Origin of the sequence: Marinobacter confluentis, from assembly GCF_004785685.1 — a bacterium.
GTDB classification, from domain to species: Bacteria; Pseudomonadota; Gammaproteobacteria; order Pseudomonadales; family Oleiphilaceae; genus Marinobacter; species Marinobacter confluentis.
Genome location: NZ_SRPF01000001.1, coordinates 1,006,492 through 1,029,021, shown reverse-complemented (window position 1 = coordinate 1,029,021; position 22,530 = coordinate 1,006,492). Strand labels below are relative to the sequence as shown.

Below are 22,530 nucleotides of genomic sequence, written 5' to 3'. Positions count from 1 at the left end.
TGAGATTAAGTCTGGCAAAACAGGTTTCACTGAAATAATGAAAACAGTATGCCCGGGCTTGATTTTCAGTCTGCTTTGCACCGGAGAACAACAATGAAAATACTTAACCGCAAGTACCTGACATCCGCTCTTGGCGGTGTAACAGCTGCTGTCTTTCTTGGAGCTGCGGCAATCAGTCATGCTGAAACAACCATCAAGCTGGGCTGGACAACGGCCGACAGCGAAGTAGACCCCTACGCCATTGCTGCCCGTTACTTTGCGGAAGAACTCGAAGCTGCAGCACCCGGCGAGTTCAATGTTCAGTTTTTCCCGAACCACCAGTTGGGTGACGACACCGCAATGCTTCAGGCCATGCAGTTCGGAACCATGGGTGCGGGTGTTATTACCGGAACCCAGGTCGGCACAATTGAGTCTGCATTCCAGTTGAATGATCTTCCGTTCCTCTACGCGAATAACAAGCAGGCTCACAAGGTTCTGGACGGCGAAGTGGGGCAGAAGCTGCTGTCGTTGCTCGATTCCAAGGGCATCGTCGGGCTCGGTTTTCCCGAAGCAGGTTTCCGTCACACCATCAATAACGAACGCCCCATCAATAGCCCTGCCGACTTCAAAGGCGTGAAGCTTCGGGTTCAGCCCAGCGATCTGTTCCTCGACAGCTTCCGTGCAATCGGCGCGAACCCGGTACCGATGGCCTGGAGCGATGTATTCACCGCCGTGCAGCAGGGAACCGTTGATGGCCTGGAAATCCCGCTACCGGTGATCTATGCCAACAAATACCCGGAGGTGACCGACTACCTTTCGTTGACCAGCCATACCTACAACGCGTTGGCGCTGCTGATGTCCAAGCAGACCTTTAACAAGCTGTCTGCGGAAAATCAGGAAGCCGTCCATAAGGCCGCAAGACGCGCCATTGATCGTCAGCGTGCGACCGTTGCTGCCAATAACGACAAGGTTCTGGATCAGATCCGGGAAGCCGGTATGGCTGTTAACGAAGTGGCTAACGTGGCTGCATTCCGCGAGCGCGTCGCCGGCATCTATGATGCGTACAGCGAGGTGATCGGTGAAGACATCGTCAACAAGGCCCTTGAGCAAGTGGCTGAATAACGGCCACGGGCTGTGAACCCCGGCCATCCTGAAACCTTAAATCCGGATACCTTAAATCCGAAACCCCGAAACCAGGAAACGTTCAGATGTATCACTATCTCGATAATGTGGGACGCGGCCTGGCTTTCGGGGCTCAGGTGGCTGGCGCCGTGACGGCACTGATCATGGTTGCAAGCCTCTTGCTCGGCGTCTTCTACCGATATGTGCTGGAAGACTCCCTGATCTGGAACGATGAAGTGGCGTCGCTGGCTTTCACCTGGACCATCTTTCTGTTTGCCAGTGCCCTGGTCAGAGAGGGCGGGCATGTGCGTGTCACCCTGCTGGTGGATGCGCTGCCGCCTTTACTGGCCGAGCTAACCGAAAGGCTGATTTTGGTGCTTATATTCGCGTTCGGTTTGCTGATGCTCTGGTCCGGCTGGAACTTTGCTGAATTTACCAGCGGTCAGGAATCTGCAGCTTTGCGATACCCTATCTGGATCAAGAACGCGGCCGTGCCCTTCAGCGGCTTTCTGATCTGCTTTCATGCGCTGGTATTGATTGTGCGCCCTACGCGAATTCGGCAACCGGTGGAGACTGATCATGGGTGACATTGGCGCAGTCATGATGATTGGACTGGTGGTCTTGCTGGCACTGGGCGTACCAATTGCTTTTACCATTGGCCTGTTGGCGGCGGTGGGTATCTGGATGTCGGATATCAACCCGATGATTCTTCCCCAGCAGTTCATTGCCGGAAGCAGTGTTACCAGCCTGCTTGCTATTCCTGGCTTCATCCTGGCAGGGGAGATCATGAGCGCCGGTGGCCTGTCTCGAAGGCTGGTTCGTGTTGCCGAGAAGTTTTTCGGGCACCTGACCGGTGGCCTGTCCATGTCCACGGTGGCGGCGGGCACCTTCTTCGGCGCCATCTCCGGTTCCGCCCCGGCGACGACAGCTGCGGTCGGCTCCATCATGATTGATGAACTCGAGGACCGCGGTTACCAACGGGGCTACGCTGCCGCACTGGCAACAGCAGTAGGCCCCCTCGGGCAGATGATTCCACCTTCAATTCCCATGGTCATCTGGGGTGTGCTTGCGGAAGAATCCATCGCCAAGCTGTTCCTGGCGGGGATCATCCCCGGCCTGATTGCGGCCACCGGCTTCTGCCTTGTGAGCGTTATCTATGCCCGCTACCACGGTATTGCCAAGGAAAACCGGGCAACCGTGAAAGAAGTTCTGATCGCCATGAAAGATGGGATCTGGGCATTGTTGGCGCCGGTTGTCATTCTTGGTGGTATCTACAGCGGTATGTTCACACCCACAGAAGCGGCCATGGTTGGCGCTTTGTACAGTGTGATCATTGGCCTGTTCGTTTATCGGGACCTGAGCTGGCGGCAGATACCGGCCATTCTGATGAGTTCCATGAAAACCACCGGCATGATCATGTTCATCATCGCAGTGGCCTATGGTTTTGCCTGGGTGATGGCCAGCGAGCAGATTCCCGCTCGGCTGACCCAGGCACTGCTGCTGCTAACGGACAACCCGATCATTCTGCTGCTGATCGTAAACGTGATGCTGCTGTTGCTGGGCGCGGTGATGGACAACATCTCTGCCATGGTTATCCTCAGCGGCGTATTGATCGGGTTGGGCCAGCAGATCGGTCTGGACCCGGTTCAACTGGGCGCGATGGTGGTCATCAACTTTGCCGTAGGCATGGTGACACCACCGGTCGGTTATTCCATCTTTGTGGCCTCAAGCATCAGTGGCCTGCGGGTGGAAACCGTGGCACGGCACATATGGCCGTTTATGCTGGTACTGCTGACAGTGGTTGCCCTGGTGGCCTATGTTCCGGCCGTTACCCTCTGGTTGCCCGAGAAATTTGGCTGAGCTGAGTCTACACTTCGTGGAGATCCGTAGGCCAAGAGAACGCGCAACAATGGTGAATCTGAGGGATTTTGATCTAAATTTACTGGTTATCTTCAAAACGATTATGGAACAGCGGTCAATCTCCAGGTCCGCAAACGAGCTGGGGTTGTCCCCCTCGGCGGTCAGCCACGCCCTGGGCAGGTTACGCGACATGCTGAATGATCAGCTGTTCTACCGAACCGCGAAAGGGCTTGAGCCAACGGATAGGGCGAACGAGATCATAGTTCAGGTTGAGGACGGGCTGGCGTTCCTGTCCAATGCCATCAGCGCACAGCAGCAGTTTGTGCCTGCCACCTCAACCAGAGTGTTCAGCATGCAGGTGGCAGACTATGTTTCCGGTTTCTTCCTGCCAAGTTTTTCCAGCAGAATCCGCCAGGAAGCGCCAAACATCACCATTGATATAGTGCCGTTCTCCATTTCCGCAGACAGTGTCTGGGACCGGGTGGATGTGCAGATCAGGCTGACACCCGGCCGGTTGAAACCAAAGGCCGTGCGCAGCCAAAGGCTGATGCTGGATGATGTTGTGGTGATCATGCGGCCCGATCACCCCAGTGCCTCAGAGCCCATGACGGCAGAGCTTTATGCCAGCCTGCCCCACGTTAAGCTGTCCCAGTCTTCAACAGGTACCACCGTTATTGATGACGCACTGGCCGAGCGCGGTCTTCAACGCCACTCTGCATTGATCGTGTCCAACTGGGATACCATCCCCGACCTGCTGATGCAGACCGACATGATTGCCATCGTGCCCAGCCACCTTCTGTCTCTTGATCAACGTCTGAAAAAGCTGAAGGCCGCGCCGCTTCCGCTTGAAGAGGTCGTTTTTTCCTTTGACCTTTGCTGGGACAAGAGTTCAGAAAAGGAATCCGGCCATAAATGGCTATGCGAAACCATCGTTGAGGTGTTCAACGCCCAGACTCAGGAAGTTGATAAGTAAAGCCTTGATCGATCAGGCCATCAGACTGTCGATTTCATCTTCGGAGTAACCGCATTCCAGAAGCAGGGCCTTTGTGTGCTGGCCCAGCATGGGCGCACTCTGCATGCGCTGATCCGGCGCCCCGGAAAATCTTGAAGGCCCTCGGGCCTGGCGAATTTCGCCAGCTTGCGGGTGGTCGTAGTTCACCAGCAGGTCGTTGGCCTTCACCTGTGGGTGATCAAGCATCTGGGTGCGCGTGAGCACCGGTGCGCAGGGCACCTGTTCTTCTTCAAGCCTCTCTAGCCAGTGCTCAGCGGATTCGGTTCTGATTACGGATTGGATTAGCTCCAATCGTGCATCGATGTTCTGCTGCCTTAGCTCGGCCGTTTTGAAGCGAGGGTCTTCGGCCCATTCCGGCCGATTGACTGCGCGGATCAGCGCTTGCCATTCGCGATTATTCTGCACCGCAATGGTGATGTAACCGGTTGTGGTTTCGTAGATCAGATCCTGGAAGCTGGCAGCCTCCTGTTGTGGCAGATCACCAGCCACAAATGTCTGGCTGCCCATGTCCGAGCTCCACAGAAACGCGATGATCGCATCCAGCATCGACAGTTTTACGTGCTGGGCTTCGCCGGTGCGTTCGCGAGCAAACAGGGCAGCGGTTATGGCCTGGGCGGCCGTTACGCCGGTGAGCTTGTCCGGCAGAATGGTTCTCACCAGCTGCGGGCGCCGCTCGTCAGAGCCTGCCTGAACCGTCGCTAGGCCGGACAGCCCCTGAATCAATGGGTCATAGACCGGTCGCTGGGAATAGGGGCCGGTATCACCGAAACCGCTGATGGACACCATGATCAGGTTTGGCGCTACTTTCCGTAACTCGTCTTCCCCCAGGCCCATACGCTCAATCACTCCCGGCCGGAAGTTCTGTACAAATACATCCGCTGTGGCCACCAGTTTTAGCAGGGCCTCGCGACCCGCCGGCTCCTTCAGATTTAGCGCTACTGACTTCTTATTGCGGTTGTTATTCAGAAACAGCGCAGACATGTCCCCCTGACGGTTCGCGGCCGAGCGGGTGAAATCCCCGCCTACCGGATTCTCCACCTTGATCACCTCCGCCCCCTGATCTGCCAGCATCATCGTGGCCAGCGGGCCGGATATCATGGCGGTAAGGTCGATAATGCGGATGCCGTCTAGCGGGCCAGTCATGGGGTGCTCCTGTCATTGAAAAGATTTACTGTAAAAGCGTATACGAACTGCCCACCGGACAAGCCTTGATATCAGAGCAATAGCTTGAATACAGCGTGATCGGACACCACCATATTGATCACACATTAGTGAGAGGTAAAGAGCCGACCTACGATGGAACCCGTCACCAAAAAGCCCTGCATCGACATCTGCGAGTTCAACAAGAAAGAGATCTGCAAAGCTTGCGGTCGAACCCGGCAGGAAAAGAAAGAATGGAAAAAGCTTACCGCAGACGAAAAACAGGCGATCTGGACTCGGATTCTGGAATCCCACGGGACAGGGAAAGGCAAAAAGCCCAGGGCCTTGCGCAAGCTTTATGAAAAGGCGAGAGACAGGGCCCAGAAATCCTGAGCCCCGCCCATGATGTGTTCAATTACTTGACGGTGATCGTGATCTTCTTGGAAGCAACAGCAGGGCTGTGGGGCACGTGGGCGTAGTTGCCCAGTAGCAACTGCAGTGTATGCTTGCCGGGTGGTAGCGTAACTTCTGTTTCTGTTTGTCCACCACCAAAGTGCTTCACCTGGTCTGTTGCTGGCAGCGGCTTGCTCATGTCCGAAGGCACATCCGTATTGATCAGCAGATGGTGGTGCCCGGTCTTGTCTCTCTCAACACCTGCAGGCGCTACGCCCATATTGCGTAAACCAAACGCAACCCTGAAAGTACCTTCAACCGTGGCGCCGTCGGCTGGCTCAATAAAATATACCTCGGCGTTATCGGGTGCGGCTGAGGACATATCCTGTGCAAACGCACTGATAGGCGCGATCAGCAGCGCGGACAACAGTGTCATCTTGATCCTGTTCATTTCACTTCCTCGTTTTTGTTATTCCCATCTGAGTATAGGTGAGTAAGTGAAGTATCGATAGCGGCCGTATCCGTAGGGCGAACCAGGCGCTTAACCTCTTGACCATCCCGCAGAAAAATCAGCGTTGGCCAGAGCTTGACCTTGAAGGCCCGGCCCAGGGGCCGACCCTTGCCGTCCTCGATCTTTCGGTGTTGCAGATCGTCGTGGGCGGCAAAGGCCTCCCTGATGTGAGGCTGAGCGGCCTGGCAATGGCCACACCAGTTGGTGCCGAATTCAAGAACGAGCAGGCCGCGGGACTGGCGCACTTCTTCTATGCCGGGTTCGTCGTCGGTGTATTTCGTATCAAAGCTCATGAAGTCTCCAGAAAACCGGCGTTCAAACTGGGCTCAGTTACCGCAAGGCCCGCCTTAGAATGATTGAAGCGCCCAGATAATAAGGCTGATCGCAATAAACTGGATCGCCACCCACCAGGCCAGCGCATACCACGGGCTGAAACCTCGGTCGACCAGACGAAATACGAACAGCCGGTAGAGCAGCCCAGTGCCAAGCATGGCGCCAATAAACGCCAGAACCCAGGTAAAAGGGCCGAGTTGACCGATCATGAGTGCAATAACGAGATAGGCCGGAATGGTCGCAATACCGGCGACCCACCATTTTCTTTCGATATTCGATGCCTGATGTTGCGATTGATCTGTCATGGCGAGTTACTCTCTTATAAGCGGCGGGACCAGCACAAAGTTACCAAAATGCGTCTTCTTGAGGAATTCCTGCTGTGCCGTGGCAATGTCCTGTAGTTCAAAGGCTTTCGCAACAAGCGGACGAAGCTCACCGTTTTCAATGTAACCGATAAGGTTCGGAAAGACCGGTTCGTCCCAGGCGGTGCAACCAATCATTCTCAGGTCCTTAAGGTAAAAGTCGCGCATATCGATGGTGGTGATCGGCCCGGCAATAGCGCCGGACGACGCATACCGGCCACCGCGGGACATCAACTTCAGCAGTGTGCCCACCTGCTCACCGGCGACATTGTCGATCACCACATCCACTGACGAATCCTCAATCTGTACAGCCAGGTCCAGGCCCCTTGCAACCACCTGGTCCGCGCCCAGGCTCCTTACAGAATCCAGCTTGCGTTCACCCGCAACAGCGATTACATGGGCACCCCGGCGCTTGGCGAGCTGAACCACGGCTGAACCAACCCCGCCCGACGCCCCGGTCACCAGCAGCCGGTCAGCGCTGGTTACGCCCGCCCGGTGCAGCATGTTCTCCGCCGTTCCATAGGCGCAGGGGATAGTCGCAAGCTCCACGTCGCTCCAGTCACAGTGAATTTCAAAGACTTCGCTGGCCGGTACCGTCACATACTGGGCAAAAGCGCCATCAAAATCCGACGCCATCCAGATATTGTCCAGCGAATCAAAACCGTTCAGCCGCATACAGGCCCGGACCAGAACCCGCTTGCCAATAGCCGGACCATTCGTACCCGGACCCCAGGCAACTACCTCCCCACAACAGTCGGTGCCCTGAATGAAAGGGAAGGGTGTCGACTCGTTCCAGCCGCCGTCTTCAGAGGCTGGTCCGTCCCCGGCTTGCGATAATTGTTCGGTGCCACCCTCAACCGACGACGAATACCAACCCAGCCGGGTATTGATTTCCGTGTTATTGACCCCGGCGGCCAACACCTTCAATAGAACCTCGCCGGGTGCGGGTACCGGAATGGGCACATCGCGGTATTCGAGCTTGTCATAGCCGCCGTTGCCGGTGGTGACTACTGCTTTCATGGTCGGTTGCCCGCTCTGACGGGTGAAGCGGGCAGGGTTGAAGGGGCGTAGGTAAGTCAGATTGGGCATTGAGGGACCTTGCTCGGCGATGCTATGTCAGGCCGGGGATGTTTTCGAGAAGCTCGGCATTTGTAGGGTATTTTTCAAGCAGTTCAACCAGCTTTTTTGTGCCCTCTAGCGGTTTGAGGCTGCTGAGCGCCCGACGCAACGCTCTGATGCTGTCCAGGTTTTTCGGGTCCAGTAGCAGCTCTTCACGGCGTGTACTGCTTTTGGAAATGTCCAGCGCCGGGAAGATTCGCTGGTTCGCAACGTCTCTCGACAACACCAGTTCCATGTTGCCCGTGCCCTTGAATTCCTCAAAGATGACTTGATCCATTCGGCTGCCGGTATCAACCAGAACGGTTGCCAGGATGGTCAGCGAGCCGCCATTTTCAAGGTTTCTTGCCGCGCCAAACAGCTTCCGCGGGATCTCCATTGCGCGAGAATCAACACCGCCAGACATGGTTCGGCCGCCGCTCTTTTGCTGTGCATTATGCACCCGCGCGAGCCTGGTGAGGGAATCAATCACAATCATTACATCGTGACCCTCACCAGCCTGCTGGCGTGCGGTATCAAGAAGCTCATCGGCAACGCGGGCGTGATGGGCATAGCTTTCATCCGAAGAAGACGCGTGTACCTCAGCCGGAACGCTGCGCCTGAAATCAGTGACCTCCTCGGGTCGCTCATCTATCAGTAACGCGTAAAGCTTGATATCGGGGTAGGCTTTTCCCACCGCCTGGCAGATGTCCTTTAAGATTGTCGATTTTCCAGACCCCGGTGGTGCGACGATCAACCCTCGTTGCCCCATACCAATCGGCGTGATCAAGTCTATCGCGCGCACCGTGAGTTTGTCTGAACCTGACTCCAGGCGAATCCCCGGCGCCGGATTGATCGCCACACCGTTCAAAAACCGTTTTTGAGGATCAGTCTCGGTTTCAACCTCGGCCGCAGCTCCGGCTTCGTTCGTCGCTGGTTGAGCTGCTTTACTTGGTTTCCGGGTTAACCCTAATGTCTTTCTCGTCATGGGTGTCTGATGGCTCTTATCTGAGGAATATGTTTTCGAATTAAGCTGAATAAGATCTTTTCCGGTTTCTTTTGGCTTATCCCTTAACGATCTAATTATCTGAGCTGACTGTCCTTACTGCCCCGACGATTGATGCCGCCGGAATGAGTATCTTTTTTCTCAAGCGCCGCCTGGCATTCCACACACAGTTGCACGCCGGGAATCGCCTTGCGCCGGGCTTCCGGAATAGGGCGGTCGCATTCCTCACATTCCGCGGCACTTTCGCCCTTGCTCAACTGGCTGCGAGCCCGCTCAATCTCATCCTTTACGCTTGCGTCTATCTGATCCTGAACCGCACCATCACGTGACCATCCACCTGCCATGATACCCTCCGATGGGTGAAGTCTAATCGAGCCGCTGTTTCCTGCACTGACCTTGCGGGCAGCAAACTGTTACCATCTTCCCACGCCAAAGACCATATTCCGACCCAAGGCTGATTAAATGAACATCGTTATGCGTTATTTCTTTCGATTTTTGCGCCTGGTACTGACCCCTGTAATTCTGGTGATGGAGAAGTTCACCACCCCCAAGGCCATGGCCCGGTCTGCTGAAGACCAGGCTGCTATTGATAGCGCCTGCAAGGATCTGGCTCTGTACCAGTTTCAGGCCTGCCCCTTCTGCGTGAAAGTGCGGAAAGAAATTGCCCGGCTGGGCCTGAACATCGAATACCGCGATGCCCGGAACAACCCATACCATCGCGCCGAACTGGAAGAGGGCGGCGGGCGAATCAAAGTGCCTTGCCTGCGCGTTACCCAAAGCGATGGAAAGCAGGAGTGGCTGTACGAATCCTCAGCCATCAATCAGTGGCTGAGAGAGCGGTTTGATCCGTCTGTCGAAGATGCCGCCAACGCCTGAGCGGTAGCGGCTGTCATCTCAGCGTTTGATCAAAGAGCGTTCAGATTCTACTGGGCTGTCGTAACGTACTTCAGAATCTCAACCACTTGCTCAGGCGTCTGCGCCCAACCCATGGCGGATGCATCTACTTCTTTCAGCGGATGCACAATGTCGTCATTGTGCAGGGTGACATAAGGTGTGCCCAGAGCCGCACAGTAACCGGCATCAAAGGCTGCGTTCCACTGTTTGTATTTGTCACCGAAGCGAATGACCGCCAGGTCGCACTGCTCAATCATCGTCTTGGTGCGAATGCCGTTTACTTTGGACGATTGATGATCACGCCAGAAGCCTACGTCTGGTTTGCCGAGCATATCGCCTGCTGCGTCGCTGGCTTCATGATTGGTGACCGGTGCGGTGAATTCCACTGGCAAGCCGGCGGCCTCTGCTCCGGCCTTAATCTGTTCGCGCCAGTCTGTGTGGATTTCGCCGGAAAGATAGACAGTCCAGATCATGGGGTTCTCCTAAGTTGTCATCGGATAGGGTTAATGGGGAGCGTTGAAGTGGCGAGACACTACCATAGCTCGCCACTTTACAGAATCTCAGCCAATTCTCTGTCGAAAATGCAGCCAGCGCCTGAGCAGCCGAGTCTGACTTACAGCCACCGCCGAACTTGCTGCTCGTAGGCCCGAAATTCGTCTCCAAACAGATGCTGCAGGGCACGTTCCTCAGGAATGATCTGGAAGCGATTCATATAGAGCACAAAAAACACAATTCCGAGTAACCCCCAGCCAGACCCCAGAAACACCCCACATGGCGGCGCCGACAATCAGCACCAGAATCAGGGGAGGTATGCGTTTCTCAAGCATGGCTATCTCCGAAAGTGCATTCTCAGAAAAATAGATCTGGGCTGGTTTCCTAGTTGATCTGAGAATCCAGCTCTTCCGACAACAGCCGGATAAACTCCCTCACCTTAACAGGCAGGTAGGAGCGCGCGGGATAAACCGCGTGCACCGGAAAGCTCCGCAAAGGCTGGTCTGGCAGTAAACGAACCAGCCTGCCGCTCTCGATATCCTCCGCGAATACCCACAGGGGGCCAAGGTGAATGCCTTTGCCTTCCAGCACCAGCCTGCGCACCGCAGACACGCTGTTGACAGTCATATTGCTCCGGATCTTCGTGTGCGGAAAGCGATTTCCATCGGAAAACTCGATGTCACTTCTTGCCTGACTGGACGAGTACAGAATGAAATTGTGCGGCTCCAGTTGCTCCCGGGATGCTGGCGTACCGTGTTTCTCCAGATACTCGGGGCTGGCCACCAGAACCCGTCTGTTGTGGCCCAGATGCCTGGCGATGAGGCTAGAGTCGGGCAGGGCGCCGATTCGCACGGCGACATCAATATCGCTCTCCAGCAGGCTCTCAAAAGGGCTGCCCAGTAATAGCTCTACCGACAAATCCGGGGCCAGCTCCTGCAGTCGGCAAGTGACTGGCACTACGAACCGGGTGCCAAAATCCACCGGCGCAGTAATGCGTAATTTGCCGGTAAGAAGGGAAACGCCGCTCCTGATTTCCTCTTCCAGTTCGGTCAGATCATCGATAATCACCCGAAGGCGCTCATAGTAGCGCTGCCCAAGCTCCGTTGGCGTGGTCCGTTGCGTGGACCGACGCAGCAGCCTGACCTGGAGGCGATCTTCCAGGGCCGCAATCTGTCGGCTGACGGAGGAGGGCTCGAGATTCAGGGATTCTGCGGCCTTTTTGAAACTGCCTGATTCCACCACCCGCACAAAAATCTGTTCAACACTTCCCATGCTTATTGCGCCAAATGCAATTATTGATTGCAGATTATCACCCTTCCTGCGCCTAACCCAATTGCATACTCTGAATCTACGGTGATCGGGCTCGCAAACAGGGCCGGGATCACCCCTTCATAAACTGCAGGAGAGTAATCATGGCTAGTAATGATCTGAACGGGAAAGTCGCTCTTGTATCTGGCGGCGCCAAGAACCTCGGCGGCCTTATCAGCCGGGAATTTGCGGCAAGCGGCATGGATGTTGTGGTGCACTACAACAGCGACGCCACTGAGAAAGACGCAGACGCAACGGTAGACGCCATCAAAGGCCTGGGCCGCAACGCCATTGCCATCCAGAGCGACCTGACCAAAGCCAATAACGTCGCGGCGCTTTTCCAACAGGCAAAAGACCACTTCGGTGGCATTGATGTGGCGGTCAACACCGTTGGCAGAGTGCTGCGCAAACCCATCATCGAAACAACGGAAGAAGAGTTCGACCAGATGATGGCCATCAACGCCAAGTCCGCCTATTTTTTTATCAAAGAGGCAGGCCTGCACCTGAACGACAACGGCAAGCTGATTACCATCGTGACCGCCTTGTTGGCCGCATTCACCGATGGCTACTCAACCTACGCCGGCGGCAAAGCGCCCGTGGAACACTTTACCCGCGCCGCGGCCAAGGAGCTGTCTGGCCGGGGTATATCGGTCAACAATATTGGACCAGGCCCGATGGACACACCGTTTTTCTACGGCCAGGAAACTCCGGAGCGCGTAGAATTCCACAAGTCGCAGGGCATGGGTAACCGGCTCACAATGATTGAGGACATCGTTCCCATTGTGAAATTCCTGGCAACCGAGGGCAGGTGGATAACCGGCCAGACGCTCTTTGCGAACGGCGGATACACCACCCGATAGCGCATTGAGCCTATAACGCCCCCGGCCGAGTGTGCCGGGGGCGATGATCGAGTTCGAATGATCCATACCCAGAATGGCTGGAGGCAAGCATGAGAACATTAGTGATTATTGTTGGGGGAATTCTGCTTTGGGCAGTTATTACAGGAGTCACCAAACTTTTGAATAATCAGGCGGGACGTAGCTGGACACCTACAGGCATTTTCGCGGCTGTTTGGCTGGTGATCACCAGTTGGAACATCTGGGTAGGGGTGACGCAGGCCGGTTATACGTTTATGCAGGAATTGCCCATTTTCCTGGTGACTTATCTGCTGCCTATTGCGGTTGCGGTTTTTATAAAGCGCAAGTTCTTATCGGCGTGATGGTGGTGCTGGAGTGGCGGTCGAGTCTGGCTTGCCCGCATTAGAAAGATACTTGCGTTAGCAGGAATTCTGGGTTCACTACTCCAAAACTTTATAGGTAATGCCCCAGAAATCAGAAATTTCCTGAACCTGATCGAGGGCTAGATTCCCAGAATCGTCTTTGAGCGTTAGGTATAAATATTTTCCTTTGACTACAACGCGGTCATAACCAAGTAAAGAGGATATTCGTGAAAAGAAGATATTTTCATCTTCTTCACATTTGAAGAAAGGGACTAAGATTTCAATCTTCATTTGTTTTCTCTGTTGCACACAGCGCGCCCATTTTCCGCTGGTTTGGAGCTCAGCGGGAAGTGCATAACGAACTGGAACTATTTGTTAAGCATCTATGGCTGGATTACGGTCGGCGAGAAATACTTCGTCATTGGTAACCTTGCCCAATCGTATTGGTGTTCAATATAACCAATGGCAAACAGAGTAACCACCAAGAGTACCGATGCTAAAATTCGGAAAAAGAACAGCCGAAACTTGCTTCTCCAGTCGTGCTTGGCCTCTAGCTTTAATTCTTTTTCTTTAAGAGCCACTTTGCGTGATTCTTCTGAGTTCAGATCTTGGAATGTTCTATAAAAACGAAGAAACTTGACCAAGGAATTTTCAAGATCATCTTTGAGCTTAAAGAACTCGTCTGGCTCAATAATGCTGTCGGCTTTTTCCTTCAACAACTCAATGGACTCAAAGTCCAGTTCCTCCAATTTCCTCTCGAAATCCTCCCGTACCTCTGTCCTACTGCGATTGTCCGGTACAGGTATTGATGGCAGCTCGTAGTCCGACGCGAAATTATCCGTCAGACCTTGAAATCCTTGCATAATCCTTGAGGGATCAAATCGTCCTGCCATATTGTGAATCCTTTATGCTTAACGCCAGCAGCAGGGGCGCGACGCCAGGAGCGTCCCTTGGCTGCAATTGTTAGCTATCAACCGTCGATACGTGCCACAAAATTTGGGTAAAAAAACGAAACTGGGTTGTCGACCGAATCAGGATCTTCCAGTGCCCGCCGAACTTGATTGCTAATTTCCGATTGATAGGTAGCGATACGCGGCACGAGTGAGTATATGTCGGTAGTATCAATCTTTATTGTCCGAACCTGATTAAGGTCAAAAGGAATTCTTTCCGCTGCACGAATTATTTGCACGACCGGTAACCGAGCAGCGTGCCTTATAGCCAGCTCATAAAAGACATTTGGATTATGAAATGACAAATCGGCTATAACAAGCCTCGAGCGTAGCAGGTAATCAATAATTTGACGTGTTATAAATCCTGGCTTATCGATATTATCAGCTCGAACAACTTTTAGCTGAAACTGCTCAAGGGCGGGCTCTATAATTGATCCTAAAAATAAATCGGAGTGTTTACGTTGTTCGCTACCATCTTCGCCAATCGGAGTGATATAAAAACAAGTATTTTCGAACGAAGCATGCTCAAGCGTAACCAAATTGCTAGGGGAATGAGGATGGGGTTTTGGTGTAGCTTGTCTAGGTGTCCCGCTTGGGAGTGTGTCGAGCAAGTGTTCAACTGTTACTATGCGCTCTGCCCCAGATAAAGTCTGCAACAATCCCAAATCCCGGAGGTTAACAATGAAAGTATCTACAGCCTCCTCTAGAAACTTTTCTGGCACCCCGATATCTCTGGCTGAATCGACCATAGCAGCACGTGCAGGTAATTTGTTCCCGACGAACTTCTCGTAAAGCTGGTTGAATGTGTCAATATTTTCAATTGCGAGGCCCACTTTTGCCTTCGTTCTTTCTCGCTCTGAGAGCTCCTCGTCAACTGCTTTCGCTCCCTCTGGGGTTAATTCCAGATGCTCTGCTTTATAACTTCCCTTTGTTAAACCATATTTGCTAGCGTTGGTTATCCACTGTCTAGATGTACCACTCTCCGGAGATTTACCAATATGATCAAAAAGACTTATCCTCCGAACTGGCTGCCCACTCCCATACTCAAGCAGGGACTTCGCCAAATCTAACGCTTCCAAAAAAGGGCAAGCTGGGAACGGCCTTTGCTTTCCCGCCTTTTTGGCTCTTGCATCATTAATACGCTCTTCTTCAGACTTGTCCGCCATAAAAACTCCGATTTATGTTATGCAATCCATTCCTAGCTAACGCCAGTGGTAATGGGCGACAACGGAGCGCAGCGCAGTTGGCGTCCCGTTGACCACATGGTTATAAACTAAAGGTCGCGCCATGCTGCGAACTCCAATATATTCTCGACACGAGTGACACGAACATCACATTTTGTGAACCGTGCTCTCCAGAATCGCTCTCGGCTTTCCTGTGTTTCCTGATCCTTCCTTTCAAGGATTTGAATATTCTTTTCTCGAAGCCTTGATTGTATGAGCTGGTTTAAATGCTCATCGTACCCTGAGTAACCCACGAGAATTGCACGCGTTGACTCTCCGAGAGCCTTTCCTAAGCGCTGCCAATACTCTGAAAGGACATTTGACGAGCTGATGATCAGGGGCTTATGTCTGACGTGAGTGAGAACGATGTGCGAATTTGAAGAGGGCGAAAGGTCTGCTCGAGCTCCTCCCATTAACTTTTTATTTCCGATGTACAATGGTGAACCATGGAGATGCATGTACCATGCTTGACGGCTAATTCTATGTCGATTCATGAAGTCAGGATTGAACCCAGCGGCTCTAAACCCATCATTCAAGACATCCCGATAACCGTTTAGGATGCCCTCTTTAACAAACCCGTCATAAAGAAGGTTGTCATAGTTCAAAACGCCAATATGCGATGCAGTTTCCCTTACAAATTGCGCCAGAGGATCTATAAATTCTCTCGGTAGCTGTTTTCCAGAATCATGGAAATAACATGCAACTTCGTGAATGAATTTTCGAAAAGCTACCGGCAAATCTCTCGAATGGTCATTCAGCCACTGAACTTTATCGGTCTCGAATGAACGTAAGAACCCCGCCGCAACGATGGCAACCTGCAATTTATCAAGCTGTTCCTCAGACTGTGGATATTCTTCAGCATTCAATCCCTCGATGGCTGAAATAACCAAATCCTTCTGGGCCTGGGTAAATCCCTCTCGATCATTCCATACATGCGAAAGCCCGGAGGAAAGCTGGAAATAGTCATTGTCAAGAGACCGCCCCAGACCATTCCCGAATATAAATGCGCACCTACTCACGGCCCCTCCTTTAGTTATAACGCCGCTCAGCACGCGCGGTTACGGAATGGAGGCGTAGCCGCAATGCAGTAACCGTCGCCGTGCCTGTGATTGTTAGGAGCGCGAAACATGATCAATGACCTTGCGTCTTTCTCCGATTTTTTCGATATCCGAGTAAGCGGATACCATGCAAACGCTTAGCAGCGCCATCCCAGAAAGAAAGGCAGCCTTGGCTATTCCATCCAAGGTCTCTTCGCCGAAAGAAAGGAGTAGCAGATTTACTCCGCCAACAATAAATATTGCTGCAAAAGATGCCGTGAGGAAACGGTGCGATAGATCATTGGTAAGTAACACATACTCCGCAAACTCAGATCGATCGCTTTTTAAACGCTCGACCGTCTGATCAAATTCTTGCTTTCGTTGCGCATTCTTCTCTCGGCGGTGAGCACTAACTTTAGCTAGCGCGTTGTCCAGTGACTCCTTGAGATACGATGCAGATAAACTTACCAACAGACCAACGAAAACTACGCTGATCCACCAGATGGGAGAGAATATGGTCTCAGTCAGCATCTATATTCCTCCTAACAGTGATTAGGCGTCGGTCGCAGCGCCGCGCCAAATGTGACCGCAACGTTGTCCCGGTGAAAACTGCACACCTACAAGTGGCGCTGAGGCTGAAAAACCACTCAAACCAACCATTTGGATCTCCGTCCCGCCGGTCATTCTTCTAGGCCAAATGTAATAACGAAGCTGTCAAACCCCCGCTAATCATGTGGCGCTCAAATGATTCCATCGCCCAAAACAAAAAAGGCCCGAAGTTCGCACCCCGGGCCGGTTTTCTCACCTTTCTGTTTTCACCTCAGCCGCACTTGCTGTCGCCGCAGGAAAGGCAGGTCGCACACCCGTCCATCACAATCACCGCCTTGGTGCTGCATTTGCCGCACATGGTGGCGTTGGGCGGGAATTCGCCGGCCTTGTCGTCGTTGGTGGCGGTGGTGTGGCTGGCTTCGAATTCGGCGCGTTTTTCGGCGAGGATGCGCTTGGTGGTTTCGCTCATTTCCTCGCTTTCCATCAGGCCGATGGCCTTCAGGTGTTTCTCGATTACGCCGCCGATCTCAGCCACCAGGGATGGCATGAATACGCCGCCTTTCTTGAAGTAGCCGCCGTTTGGGTCGTATACGCTGCGCAGCTCTTCCACCAGGAAGGTCACGTCGCCACCTTTGCGGAATACGGCAGAGATAACGCGGGTGAGGGCGATAACCCACTGGAAGTGTTCCATCGACTTGGAGTTGATGAACACTTCATACGGCTGCCGGCTTTCGTGGTCGGTGTCTTCGTTCAGCAGGATGTCATTAATCGTAATGTACATCGCGTGCTCCGCCACTGGCGGCTTGATCTTGTAGGTGGTGCCCAGCAGGAAGTCCGGCCGTTCGATGTATTCGTTCATCTGAACGGGTTTGATTTCCGTTGGCGCCGGGGCAGCTGCCGCCGCGGCTTCGGGGTCGGCTTTCTTGACGCGGTAGCCGACGATTTTGTTGCTGATTTTAACTGTCATGATGTCTTGTCCTGTGTCGGTTTCGCAGATCAGTACTTGCCGTAGGTGCCTTCTTTAAGCGCATCGAAGAGGTTGGCGGCGTTGTGGATTTCGCCGTCGTACTCCACCTGTTCGTTGCCTTTGAGGGTCACTTTGCTGCCGTCGTCCAGGGTGAATTCGTACAGGGTGTTTTCCAGATCTTTTTCCTGCACGAGTACGCCCTGGAAGGCTTCCGGGTTAAAGCGGAAAGTGGTGCAACCCTTCAGGCCCTTGTCGTAGGCGTACATGTAGATGTCTTTGAAGTCCGTGTAGGCGAAGTCCTGGGGCACGTTGGCGGTTTTGGAGATGGACGAGTCCACCCAACGCTGCGCCGCGGCCTGGATGTCGACGTGCTGTGCCGGTGTTACGTCTTCAGAGGTGGTGAAGTACAGCGGCAGGCGCTTGTCTTCTTCTTCGGAGAAGGGCATGGCACCGGGGTTGACCAGGTGGCGGTAGGCCAGCAGCTCGAAGGAGAATACGTCGACTTTTTCCTTGGTCTTGCGGCCTTCGCGGATGATGTTGCGCGCGTAGTGGTGCGAGAAGCTTGGCTCGATGCCGTTACTGGCGTTGTTGGCCAGCGACAGGCTGATGGTGCCGGTCGGCGCGATGGAGGTGTGGTGGGTGAAGCGGCCACCATTCTCTGCCAGTTTCTCAATCAGCTCCGGCTCGACGCCGGCAATCTGCTGCATGTAGCGGCTGTATTTGGCGTGCAGCACCTTGCCTTTCAGTTTGTCGCCCAGTTTGTAGCCGTCTTTAGACAGCTGCGGGCACTTGCTCAACATCTTGGGGGTAACTTCAAATTCGTCGTCCATGATCGGCGCCGGGCCTTTCTCTTCGGCCAGGGCCAGGGACTGGCGCCAGCCTTCAACGGCCATTTCCCGCACAACGTCTTCAGTGAACTGTACGGATTCGGCAGAACCGTAGGGCATACGCAGCATGGCGAGGGTAGAGCCCAGGCCCAGAATGCCCATGCCGTGGCGGCGCTTGTAGGTGATTTCGTGGCGCTGTTCTTCCAGCGGCAGGCCGTTGATTTCAACCACGTTGTCCAGCATGCGGGTGAAGATGCCGACCACTTTGCGGTACTTCTCGTAGTTGAAGCTGGCCTTTTCGGTGAACGGGTAGTCCACGAACATGGTCAGGTTCACAGAGCCCAGCAGGCAACTGCCGTAAGGGGGCAGGGGCTGCTCGCCACAGGGGTTGGTGGCGCGGATGTCTTCGCAGAACCAGTTGTTGTTCATCTGGTTGACCTTGTCGATCAGGATGAACCCCGGCTCGGCATAGTCGTAGGTGCTGGTCATGATGGTGTCCCAGATGAACTGGGCTTTCAGGGTGCGGTAGATCTTGCAGGCTACCTTGCCTTCTTCATTCACCACGTAGTTTTTCTGCACCGGGAAGTCGCGGTACACGAACTGGCTGGCGTCGTTCAGGTCCAGGCCTTCGTCGGCGGCTTCTTTCTCGGTGATCGGGAAAGACAGGTGCCAGTCGTCGTTGTTGCGAACGGCTTCGATGAAGTCTTCGGTGATCAGCAGCGACAGGTTGAACTGGCGCAGGCGGCCGTCTTCACGCTTGGCCTGGATGAAGTCGATCACGTCCGGATGGTGAACGTCGAAGGTGGCCATCTGGGCACCGCGGCGGCCACCGGCAGAAGACACGGTGAAACACATGCGGTCGAAGATATCCATGAAGGACAGCGGGCCGGATGTGGTCGCACCGGCGCCAGCAACATAGGCGCCTTTGGGGCGCAGGGTAGAGAACTCATACCCGATACCGCAGCCTGCTTTCAGGGTAAGGCCGGCTTCGTGGTTTTTCTCCAGGATGTCGTTCATGGAGTCCTGAACAGAGCCGGACACGGTACAGTTAATAGTAGAGGTTGCCGGCTTGTGGGCTTCGGCACCGGCGTTGGAGGTAATACGGCCCGCCGGAATAGCACCGTGGCGCAGGGCCCAGGCGAAGTCTTTCATGTGCTTGGCGCGGTCAGCCTTGTTCTCGACTTCGGCCAGGGCAGTGGCAACGCGGGTATAGGTTGCTTCGATGTCCTTGTCGACCGGTTCACCGGTTTTTGTTTTGAGTTGGTACTTGCTGTTCCAGATGTCCAGCGAAGCTTCCTGCATTGGAATTGTTGTTACCACGGCCTGTGCTTTAGCGTTCATTGCCACCCTCTGTTTCACTGATTACGTTCGTTCTGTTCTGAATGGCCAGCGCGTTTCAGCGGCTGGCCATGCCCCGTTTGAAAGTGTTTCTGACGTACTTTTATTCAACCACTACATCTGGTGTTTGATCTGCTTGGCTCGCCGGCGGGTGCCGACATGCCGGGAAAGCTTCTCGCCCATGCTATTGCCGGTTTTTGAGCGCTGCCTTGTGGTCAGCTGCTTTCCCAAAAACCCTATATATGGGCGGATATACGAAGAGTACAACAGTATGTAGTGGTTTGTGAACAAGAAGAGAACTATGGATAGGCGGCTGACTACATAGAAAATCAATCGCCGGGCGCTTGAAAATCCCGGAATGCCTGCAGAATCCCGCTGTTAAGGCATTTATGTCGAAACCACAAGATGTAGTGGTCGGAATCTGATCAGTTTATCACCGGATTGATGCCATAAAAGTGACGCCTGCACGACGATTGATGAATCAGTCTGTTAGAGTGCCGTTTTAATGTCATAACTGTAATAGTTTTAGATTCATCACGTTTTGATGGTTTAGAATGTGCTCGAATGTTCGACTAAAGTCGAATGCCTATTCTGTGGCGCAATTATAAGAAAACACCAAAAACTAAAAGACAGAAACCGCAAGCAAGGAAGGTCCATGGACACAACGAACAAACTCCCGCTCGATATGGTCTACCACTGGGAAAAAACCATTCCCGATTCCGTGTATATGACCCAGCCCATCGGCAATGGCCAGGTGGTGGAATACACCTGGAAGCGCGCTGTGGATGAAGCCCGCCGCGTTGCTTCTTACCTGAAATCCCTGAATCTGCCGGAGAAAAGCAAGATCGGCCTTATCTCCAAGAACTGCGCCCAGTGGATCATGGCGGACTGGGCAATCTGGATGGCCGGCCACATTTCCGTGCCGCTGTATCCCACACTGAACGCGGATACCGTGAGTTATATACTGGACCACAGCGAGGCCAAGCTGCTGTTCGTTGGCAAGCTGGACGACTGGGACATGATGAAACCCGGAGTTCCAGAATCCCTGCGTTGCGTGTCTTTCCCGCTGAGCCCGCCCACAGATTTTGACAGCTGGGACGACATTGTTGCCAAGTACCCGCCGCTTGAAGAGAACGTAAAGCGTGACCCCGACGAGCTGGCCACGATTGTTTACACCTCCGGCAGTACCGGCCGGCCAAAAGGTGTGATGCTGAGCTTCAACAACATGGCGTTTGCCGCCATCGGTGGTGCTGAAGTTCTGGGTGTCGGCCCGAAAGACCGCATGCTGTCTTACCTGCCACTGGCCCACGTGTTCGAGCGTACCTTTGTTGAGCTGGCCTCCATCTACAACGGCTTTACGCTGTATTTTGCAGAGTCTCTGGATACGTTTGTTCAGGATCTGCAGCGCGCCCAGCCCACGCTGTTCCTGTCTGTTCCGCGCCTGTGGGTGAAGTTCCAGCACGGTGTGCTGCAGAAGCTGCCGAAAGAGAAGCTGGAAAAGCTGCTGAAGATTCCGGTGGTCAACAAGCTGATCAAGAAGAAGGTCCTCAAGGGTCTGGGCCTGAGCAACGTCAAGCTGGCCGGCAGCGGTTCGGCGCCGCTGTCCCATGATGTGCTGGACTGGTACCGCGCCCTGGGCCTGGAGCTGCTTGAAGGCTACGGCATGTCAGAAAACTTCGCCTATTCGCATATGAACAAGCCGGGCCGTTCACGCACCGGTTATGTGGGCGAGGCCGCGCCGGGCGTTGAAGTGAAAATCAGCGACGAAGGTGAAGTGCTGGTGAAAAGCCCGGCGACCATGGTCGGCTATTATAAAGACGAAGAGAAAACCAAAGAGACATTCACCGAAGACGGTTTCCTGAAAACCGGCGACAAGGGTGAAATCGATGAGATGGGCCGCCTGAAGCTGACCGGCCGTATCAAGGAAATTTTCAAGACCAGCAAAGGCAAATACATTGCCCCGGCGCCGATTGAAAACCGCCTGATGTCTCACGATTCCATTGAAATGGTGTGTGTGTCCGGTGCGAATCAGACCCAGCCGTTTGCCCTGGTGATGCTGAGCGAAGAACTCCGCCCGAAAATGGCGGATGAGTCTTTCCGCCGCGAGATCGAGGAAAGCTTCAAGCAGTTGATCAAGGACGTGAACAAGACCGTTGATCCCCACGAGCAGTTGGCGTTTATTACGGTGGTCAGTGATGAGTGGTCCATCGAGAACAACTTCCTGACGCCCACCCTGAAGCTGAAGCGTAATGTGGTTGAAGATGCTTACCTGGACAAGGTGGATGCCTGGTACGCCAAGCGTCAGCCGGTGATCTGGCAGTAAGCAGAAATAATCGACATAAGTCGCATAGGGAATTGCGTATGTAGTGCCTAAACTGGGGCAGATTTCAGGAGGAAATATGCCCCAGTTAGGTCGTTTTCAGAAACGCATCAACGAAATGATTCCGCTGTCTGAGGCCCTGGGCATCCGCCTGGAGTCGTACGATGGCCATGCGCTTTTGGTCAGCGCTCCGCTTCAACCCAACCATAACCATCAGGGCACTGGCTTCGGCGGCAGCGTCTATTCCGTCGCGGTTGTCTCTGCCTGGGGTCTGGTTGAACTTGTACTGGGCGACATGGGTCTGCAGGGCAATGTGGTGATTCAGGTGGGTGAGATTGAACACCTGGAGCCCGTTACGTCCGACTTCTACGCTCTGTGCCGTCTACCCGGTGGTGAAGTGCCTGACCGTTTCCGTAAGAGCTTGGCCCGCCACGGCCGCGCGCGACTGTCACTGATTGCCGAAGTCTACTGCGGTGAGCCGTCGCTGACCCCCAGTGCAGAACCGGCCGCGGTATTCCAGGGCCGGTTTGTGGTGCAGGAAATACGCTCCCGGATGGGCGTTGGCTGATAGGCAATTGACCGGCTCATCAGAA

26 protein-coding genes and 1 pseudogene are annotated in these 22,530 nt (G+C 54.0%); 10 read left to right on the top strand and 17 right to left on the bottom strand.

The genetic code is table 11. From position 1 onward, the window contains the following. The first annotated feature begins 93 nt into the window (after positions 1 to 93). From E5Q11_RS04825 to E5Q11_RS04810, 4 genes are all read left to right on the top strand, one after another. Positions 94 to 1,101, top strand: a complete 1,008-nt coding sequence (locus tag E5Q11_RS04825; RefSeq protein ID WP_135802233.1) for a TRAP transporter substrate-binding protein — start codon at positions 94 to 96, stop codon at positions 1,099 to 1,101. Between the two features lie 86 nt (positions 1,102 to 1,187). After that, the gene (locus E5Q11_RS04820) at positions 1,188 to 1,688 is read left to right on the top strand and encodes a TRAP transporter small permease (protein ID WP_135802232.1); all 501 of its coding nucleotides are present in this window, start codon (positions 1,188 to 1,190) and stop codon (positions 1,686 to 1,688) included. After that, positions 1,681 to 2,961 (top strand): TRAP transporter large permease, encoded by a 1,281-nt coding sequence (locus E5Q11_RS04815; protein WP_135802231.1) that lies wholly within the window; start codon positions 1,681 to 1,683, stop codon positions 2,959 to 2,961. The genes E5Q11_RS04820 and E5Q11_RS04815 overlap by 8 nt, the downstream gene beginning before the upstream one ends. Positions 2,962 to 3,010: 49 nt before the next feature. Next, positions 3,011 to 3,934, top strand: a complete 924-nt coding sequence (locus E5Q11_RS04810) for a LysR family transcriptional regulator (protein ID WP_135802230.1) — start codon at positions 3,011 to 3,013, stop codon at positions 3,932 to 3,934. A 12-nt stretch (positions 3,935 to 3,946) separates the two neighbouring features. On the opposite strand, the gene E5Q11_RS04805 is transcribed toward E5Q11_RS04810, so the two are convergent. Beyond that, positions 3,947 to 5,116, bottom strand: coding sequence for a CaiB/BaiF CoA transferase family protein (locus E5Q11_RS04805; protein WP_135802229.1), 1,170 nt, complete (start codon positions 5,114 to 5,116; stop codon positions 3,947 to 3,949). Between the two features lie 153 nt (positions 5,117 to 5,269). Here E5Q11_RS04805 and E5Q11_RS04800 point away from each other — a divergent pair, with 153 nt between their 5' ends. After that, positions 5,270 to 5,506: a DUF1289 domain-containing protein gene (locus E5Q11_RS04800; RefSeq protein ID WP_135802228.1), complete on the top strand. Its 237-nt coding sequence runs from the start codon at positions 5,270 to 5,272 to the stop codon at positions 5,504 to 5,506. Between the two features lie 22 nt (positions 5,507 to 5,528). Here E5Q11_RS04800 and E5Q11_RS04795 read toward each other — a convergent pair whose 3' ends face one another. The 6 genes from E5Q11_RS04795 to E5Q11_RS04770 all read right to left on the bottom strand — a co-directional run bounded on the left by E5Q11_RS04795 (position 5,529) and on the right by E5Q11_RS04770 (position 9,157). Next, positions 5,529 to 5,948, bottom strand: a complete 420-nt coding sequence (locus E5Q11_RS04795; protein WP_225314998.1) for a DUF4399 domain-containing protein — start codon at positions 5,946 to 5,948, stop codon at positions 5,529 to 5,531. Between the two features lie 5 nt (positions 5,949 to 5,953). Continuing rightward, entirely contained in the window at positions 5,954 to 6,310 is a 357-nt protein-coding gene (locus E5Q11_RS04790) for a thioredoxin family protein (RefSeq protein ID WP_135802226.1), read from the bottom strand. Positions 6,311 to 6,364: 54 nt separating this feature from the next. Further along, on the bottom strand, positions 6,365 to 6,655 hold the full coding sequence (locus E5Q11_RS04785; protein ID WP_135802225.1) for a hypothetical protein: 291 nt from the start codon (positions 6,653 to 6,655) through the stop codon (positions 6,365 to 6,367). A gap of 6 nt (positions 6,656 to 6,661) precedes the next feature. Beyond that, positions 6,662 to 7,801: an alcohol dehydrogenase family protein gene (locus E5Q11_RS04780; RefSeq protein ID WP_228260621.1), complete on the bottom strand. Its 1,140-nt coding sequence runs from the start codon at positions 7,799 to 7,801 to the stop codon at positions 6,662 to 6,664. Between the two features lie 22 nt (positions 7,802 to 7,823). Next, positions 7,824 to 8,795, bottom strand: a complete 972-nt coding sequence (rho, locus tag E5Q11_RS04775) for a transcription termination factor Rho (RefSeq protein WP_135802224.1) — start codon at positions 8,793 to 8,795, stop codon at positions 7,824 to 7,826. Between the two features lie 95 nt (positions 8,796 to 8,890). Next, on the bottom strand, positions 8,891 to 9,157 hold the full coding sequence (locus E5Q11_RS04770; RefSeq protein ID WP_135802223.1) for a DksA/TraR family C4-type zinc finger protein: 267 nt from the start codon (positions 9,155 to 9,157) through the stop codon (positions 8,891 to 8,893). Between the two features lie 118 nt (positions 9,158 to 9,275). Between E5Q11_RS04770 and E5Q11_RS04765 the strand changes: the two genes are divergently transcribed. Then, positions 9,276 to 9,689 (top strand): glutaredoxin family protein, encoded by a 414-nt coding sequence (locus tag E5Q11_RS04765; RefSeq protein WP_135802222.1) that lies wholly within the window; start codon positions 9,276 to 9,278, stop codon positions 9,687 to 9,689. A gap of 47 nt (positions 9,690 to 9,736) precedes the next feature. Here the strand turns inward: E5Q11_RS04765 and E5Q11_RS04760 are convergent, their stop codons facing one another. The 3 genes and pseudogenes from E5Q11_RS04760 to E5Q11_RS04750 form a co-directional block, all read right to left on the bottom strand. After that, entirely contained in the window at positions 9,737 to 10,180 is a 444-nt protein-coding gene (locus E5Q11_RS04760; protein ID WP_135802221.1) for a YtoQ family protein, read from the bottom strand. Between the two features lie 140 nt (positions 10,181 to 10,320). Further along, positions 10,321 to 10,449: pseudogene (locus E5Q11_RS17935) on the bottom strand (isoprenylcysteine carboxylmethyltransferase family protein); the annotation flags it as partial. 134 nt (positions 10,450 to 10,583) lie between these two features. Then, positions 10,584 to 11,471, bottom strand: a complete 888-nt coding sequence (locus E5Q11_RS04750; protein WP_135802219.1) for a LysR family transcriptional regulator — start codon at positions 11,469 to 11,471, stop codon at positions 10,584 to 10,586. A 140-nt stretch (positions 11,472 to 11,611) separates the two neighbouring features. Here E5Q11_RS04750 and E5Q11_RS04745 point away from each other — a divergent pair, with 140 nt between their 5' ends. Further along, the gene (locus E5Q11_RS04745; RefSeq protein ID WP_135802218.1) at positions 11,612 to 12,367 is read left to right on the top strand and encodes an SDR family oxidoreductase; all 756 of its coding nucleotides are present in this window, start codon (positions 11,612 to 11,614) and stop codon (positions 12,365 to 12,367) included. 89 nt (positions 12,368 to 12,456) lie between these two features. Continuing rightward, entirely contained in the window at positions 12,457 to 12,726 is a 270-nt protein-coding gene (locus E5Q11_RS04740) for a hypothetical protein (RefSeq protein WP_135802217.1), read from the top strand. Positions 12,727 to 12,804: 78 nt separating this feature from the next. Here the strand turns inward: E5Q11_RS04740 and E5Q11_RS04735 are convergent, their stop codons facing one another. The 7 genes from E5Q11_RS04735 to E5Q11_RS04705 form a co-directional block, all read right to left on the bottom strand. Beyond that, positions 12,805 to 13,017: a hypothetical protein gene (locus E5Q11_RS04735; RefSeq protein WP_135802216.1), complete on the bottom strand. Its 213-nt coding sequence runs from the start codon at positions 13,015 to 13,017 to the stop codon at positions 12,805 to 12,807. Between the two features lie 92 nt (positions 13,018 to 13,109). After that, a complete protein-coding gene (locus tag E5Q11_RS04730; protein WP_135802215.1) occupies positions 13,110 to 13,619 on the bottom strand; it encodes a hypothetical protein in 510 nt (169 codons plus the stop codon). Positions 13,620 to 13,696: 77 nt separating this feature from the next. Next, the gene (locus tag E5Q11_RS04725) at positions 13,697 to 14,842 is read right to left on the bottom strand and encodes a hypothetical protein (protein WP_135802214.1); all 1,146 of its coding nucleotides are present in this window, start codon (positions 14,840 to 14,842) and stop codon (positions 13,697 to 13,699) included. A gap of 107 nt (positions 14,843 to 14,949) precedes the next feature. Beyond that, complete coding sequence (locus E5Q11_RS04720) at positions 14,950 to 15,918, bottom strand: SIR2 family protein (RefSeq protein WP_225314945.1); 969 nt, start codon at positions 15,916 to 15,918, stop codon at positions 14,950 to 14,952. Positions 15,919 to 16,011: 93 nt separating this feature from the next. Continuing rightward, the gene (locus tag E5Q11_RS04715) at positions 16,012 to 16,467 is read right to left on the bottom strand and encodes a hypothetical protein (protein WP_135802212.1); all 456 of its coding nucleotides are present in this window, start codon (positions 16,465 to 16,467) and stop codon (positions 16,012 to 16,014) included. Between the two features lie 289 nt (positions 16,468 to 16,756). Continuing rightward, positions 16,757 to 17,452, bottom strand: coding sequence for a TSCPD domain-containing protein (locus tag E5Q11_RS04710; RefSeq protein WP_135802211.1), 696 nt, complete (start codon positions 17,450 to 17,452; stop codon positions 16,757 to 16,759). Between the two features lie 29 nt (positions 17,453 to 17,481). Next, positions 17,482 to 19,620 carry an adenosylcobalamin-dependent ribonucleoside-diphosphate reductase gene (locus E5Q11_RS04705; RefSeq protein ID WP_135802210.1) on the bottom strand — a complete coding sequence of 713 codons (2,139 nt, stop codon included), beginning with the start codon at positions 19,618 to 19,620 and terminating at the stop codon, positions 17,482 to 17,484. Between the two features lie 652 nt (positions 19,621 to 20,272). On the opposite strand from E5Q11_RS04705, the gene E5Q11_RS04700 reads away from it, so the two are divergent. Both E5Q11_RS04700 and E5Q11_RS04695 read left to right on the top strand, forming a co-directional pair. Beyond that, the gene (locus E5Q11_RS04700) at positions 20,273 to 21,940 is read left to right on the top strand and encodes an AMP-binding protein (protein ID WP_135802209.1); all 1,668 of its coding nucleotides are present in this window, start codon (positions 20,273 to 20,275) and stop codon (positions 21,938 to 21,940) included. A 76-nt stretch (positions 21,941 to 22,016) separates the two neighbouring features. Next, on the top strand, positions 22,017 to 22,505 hold the full coding sequence (locus tag E5Q11_RS04695; RefSeq protein ID WP_135802208.1) for a thioesterase domain-containing protein: 489 nt from the start codon (positions 22,017 to 22,019) through the stop codon (positions 22,503 to 22,505). Positions 22,506 to 22,530: the final 25 nt, after the last annotated feature.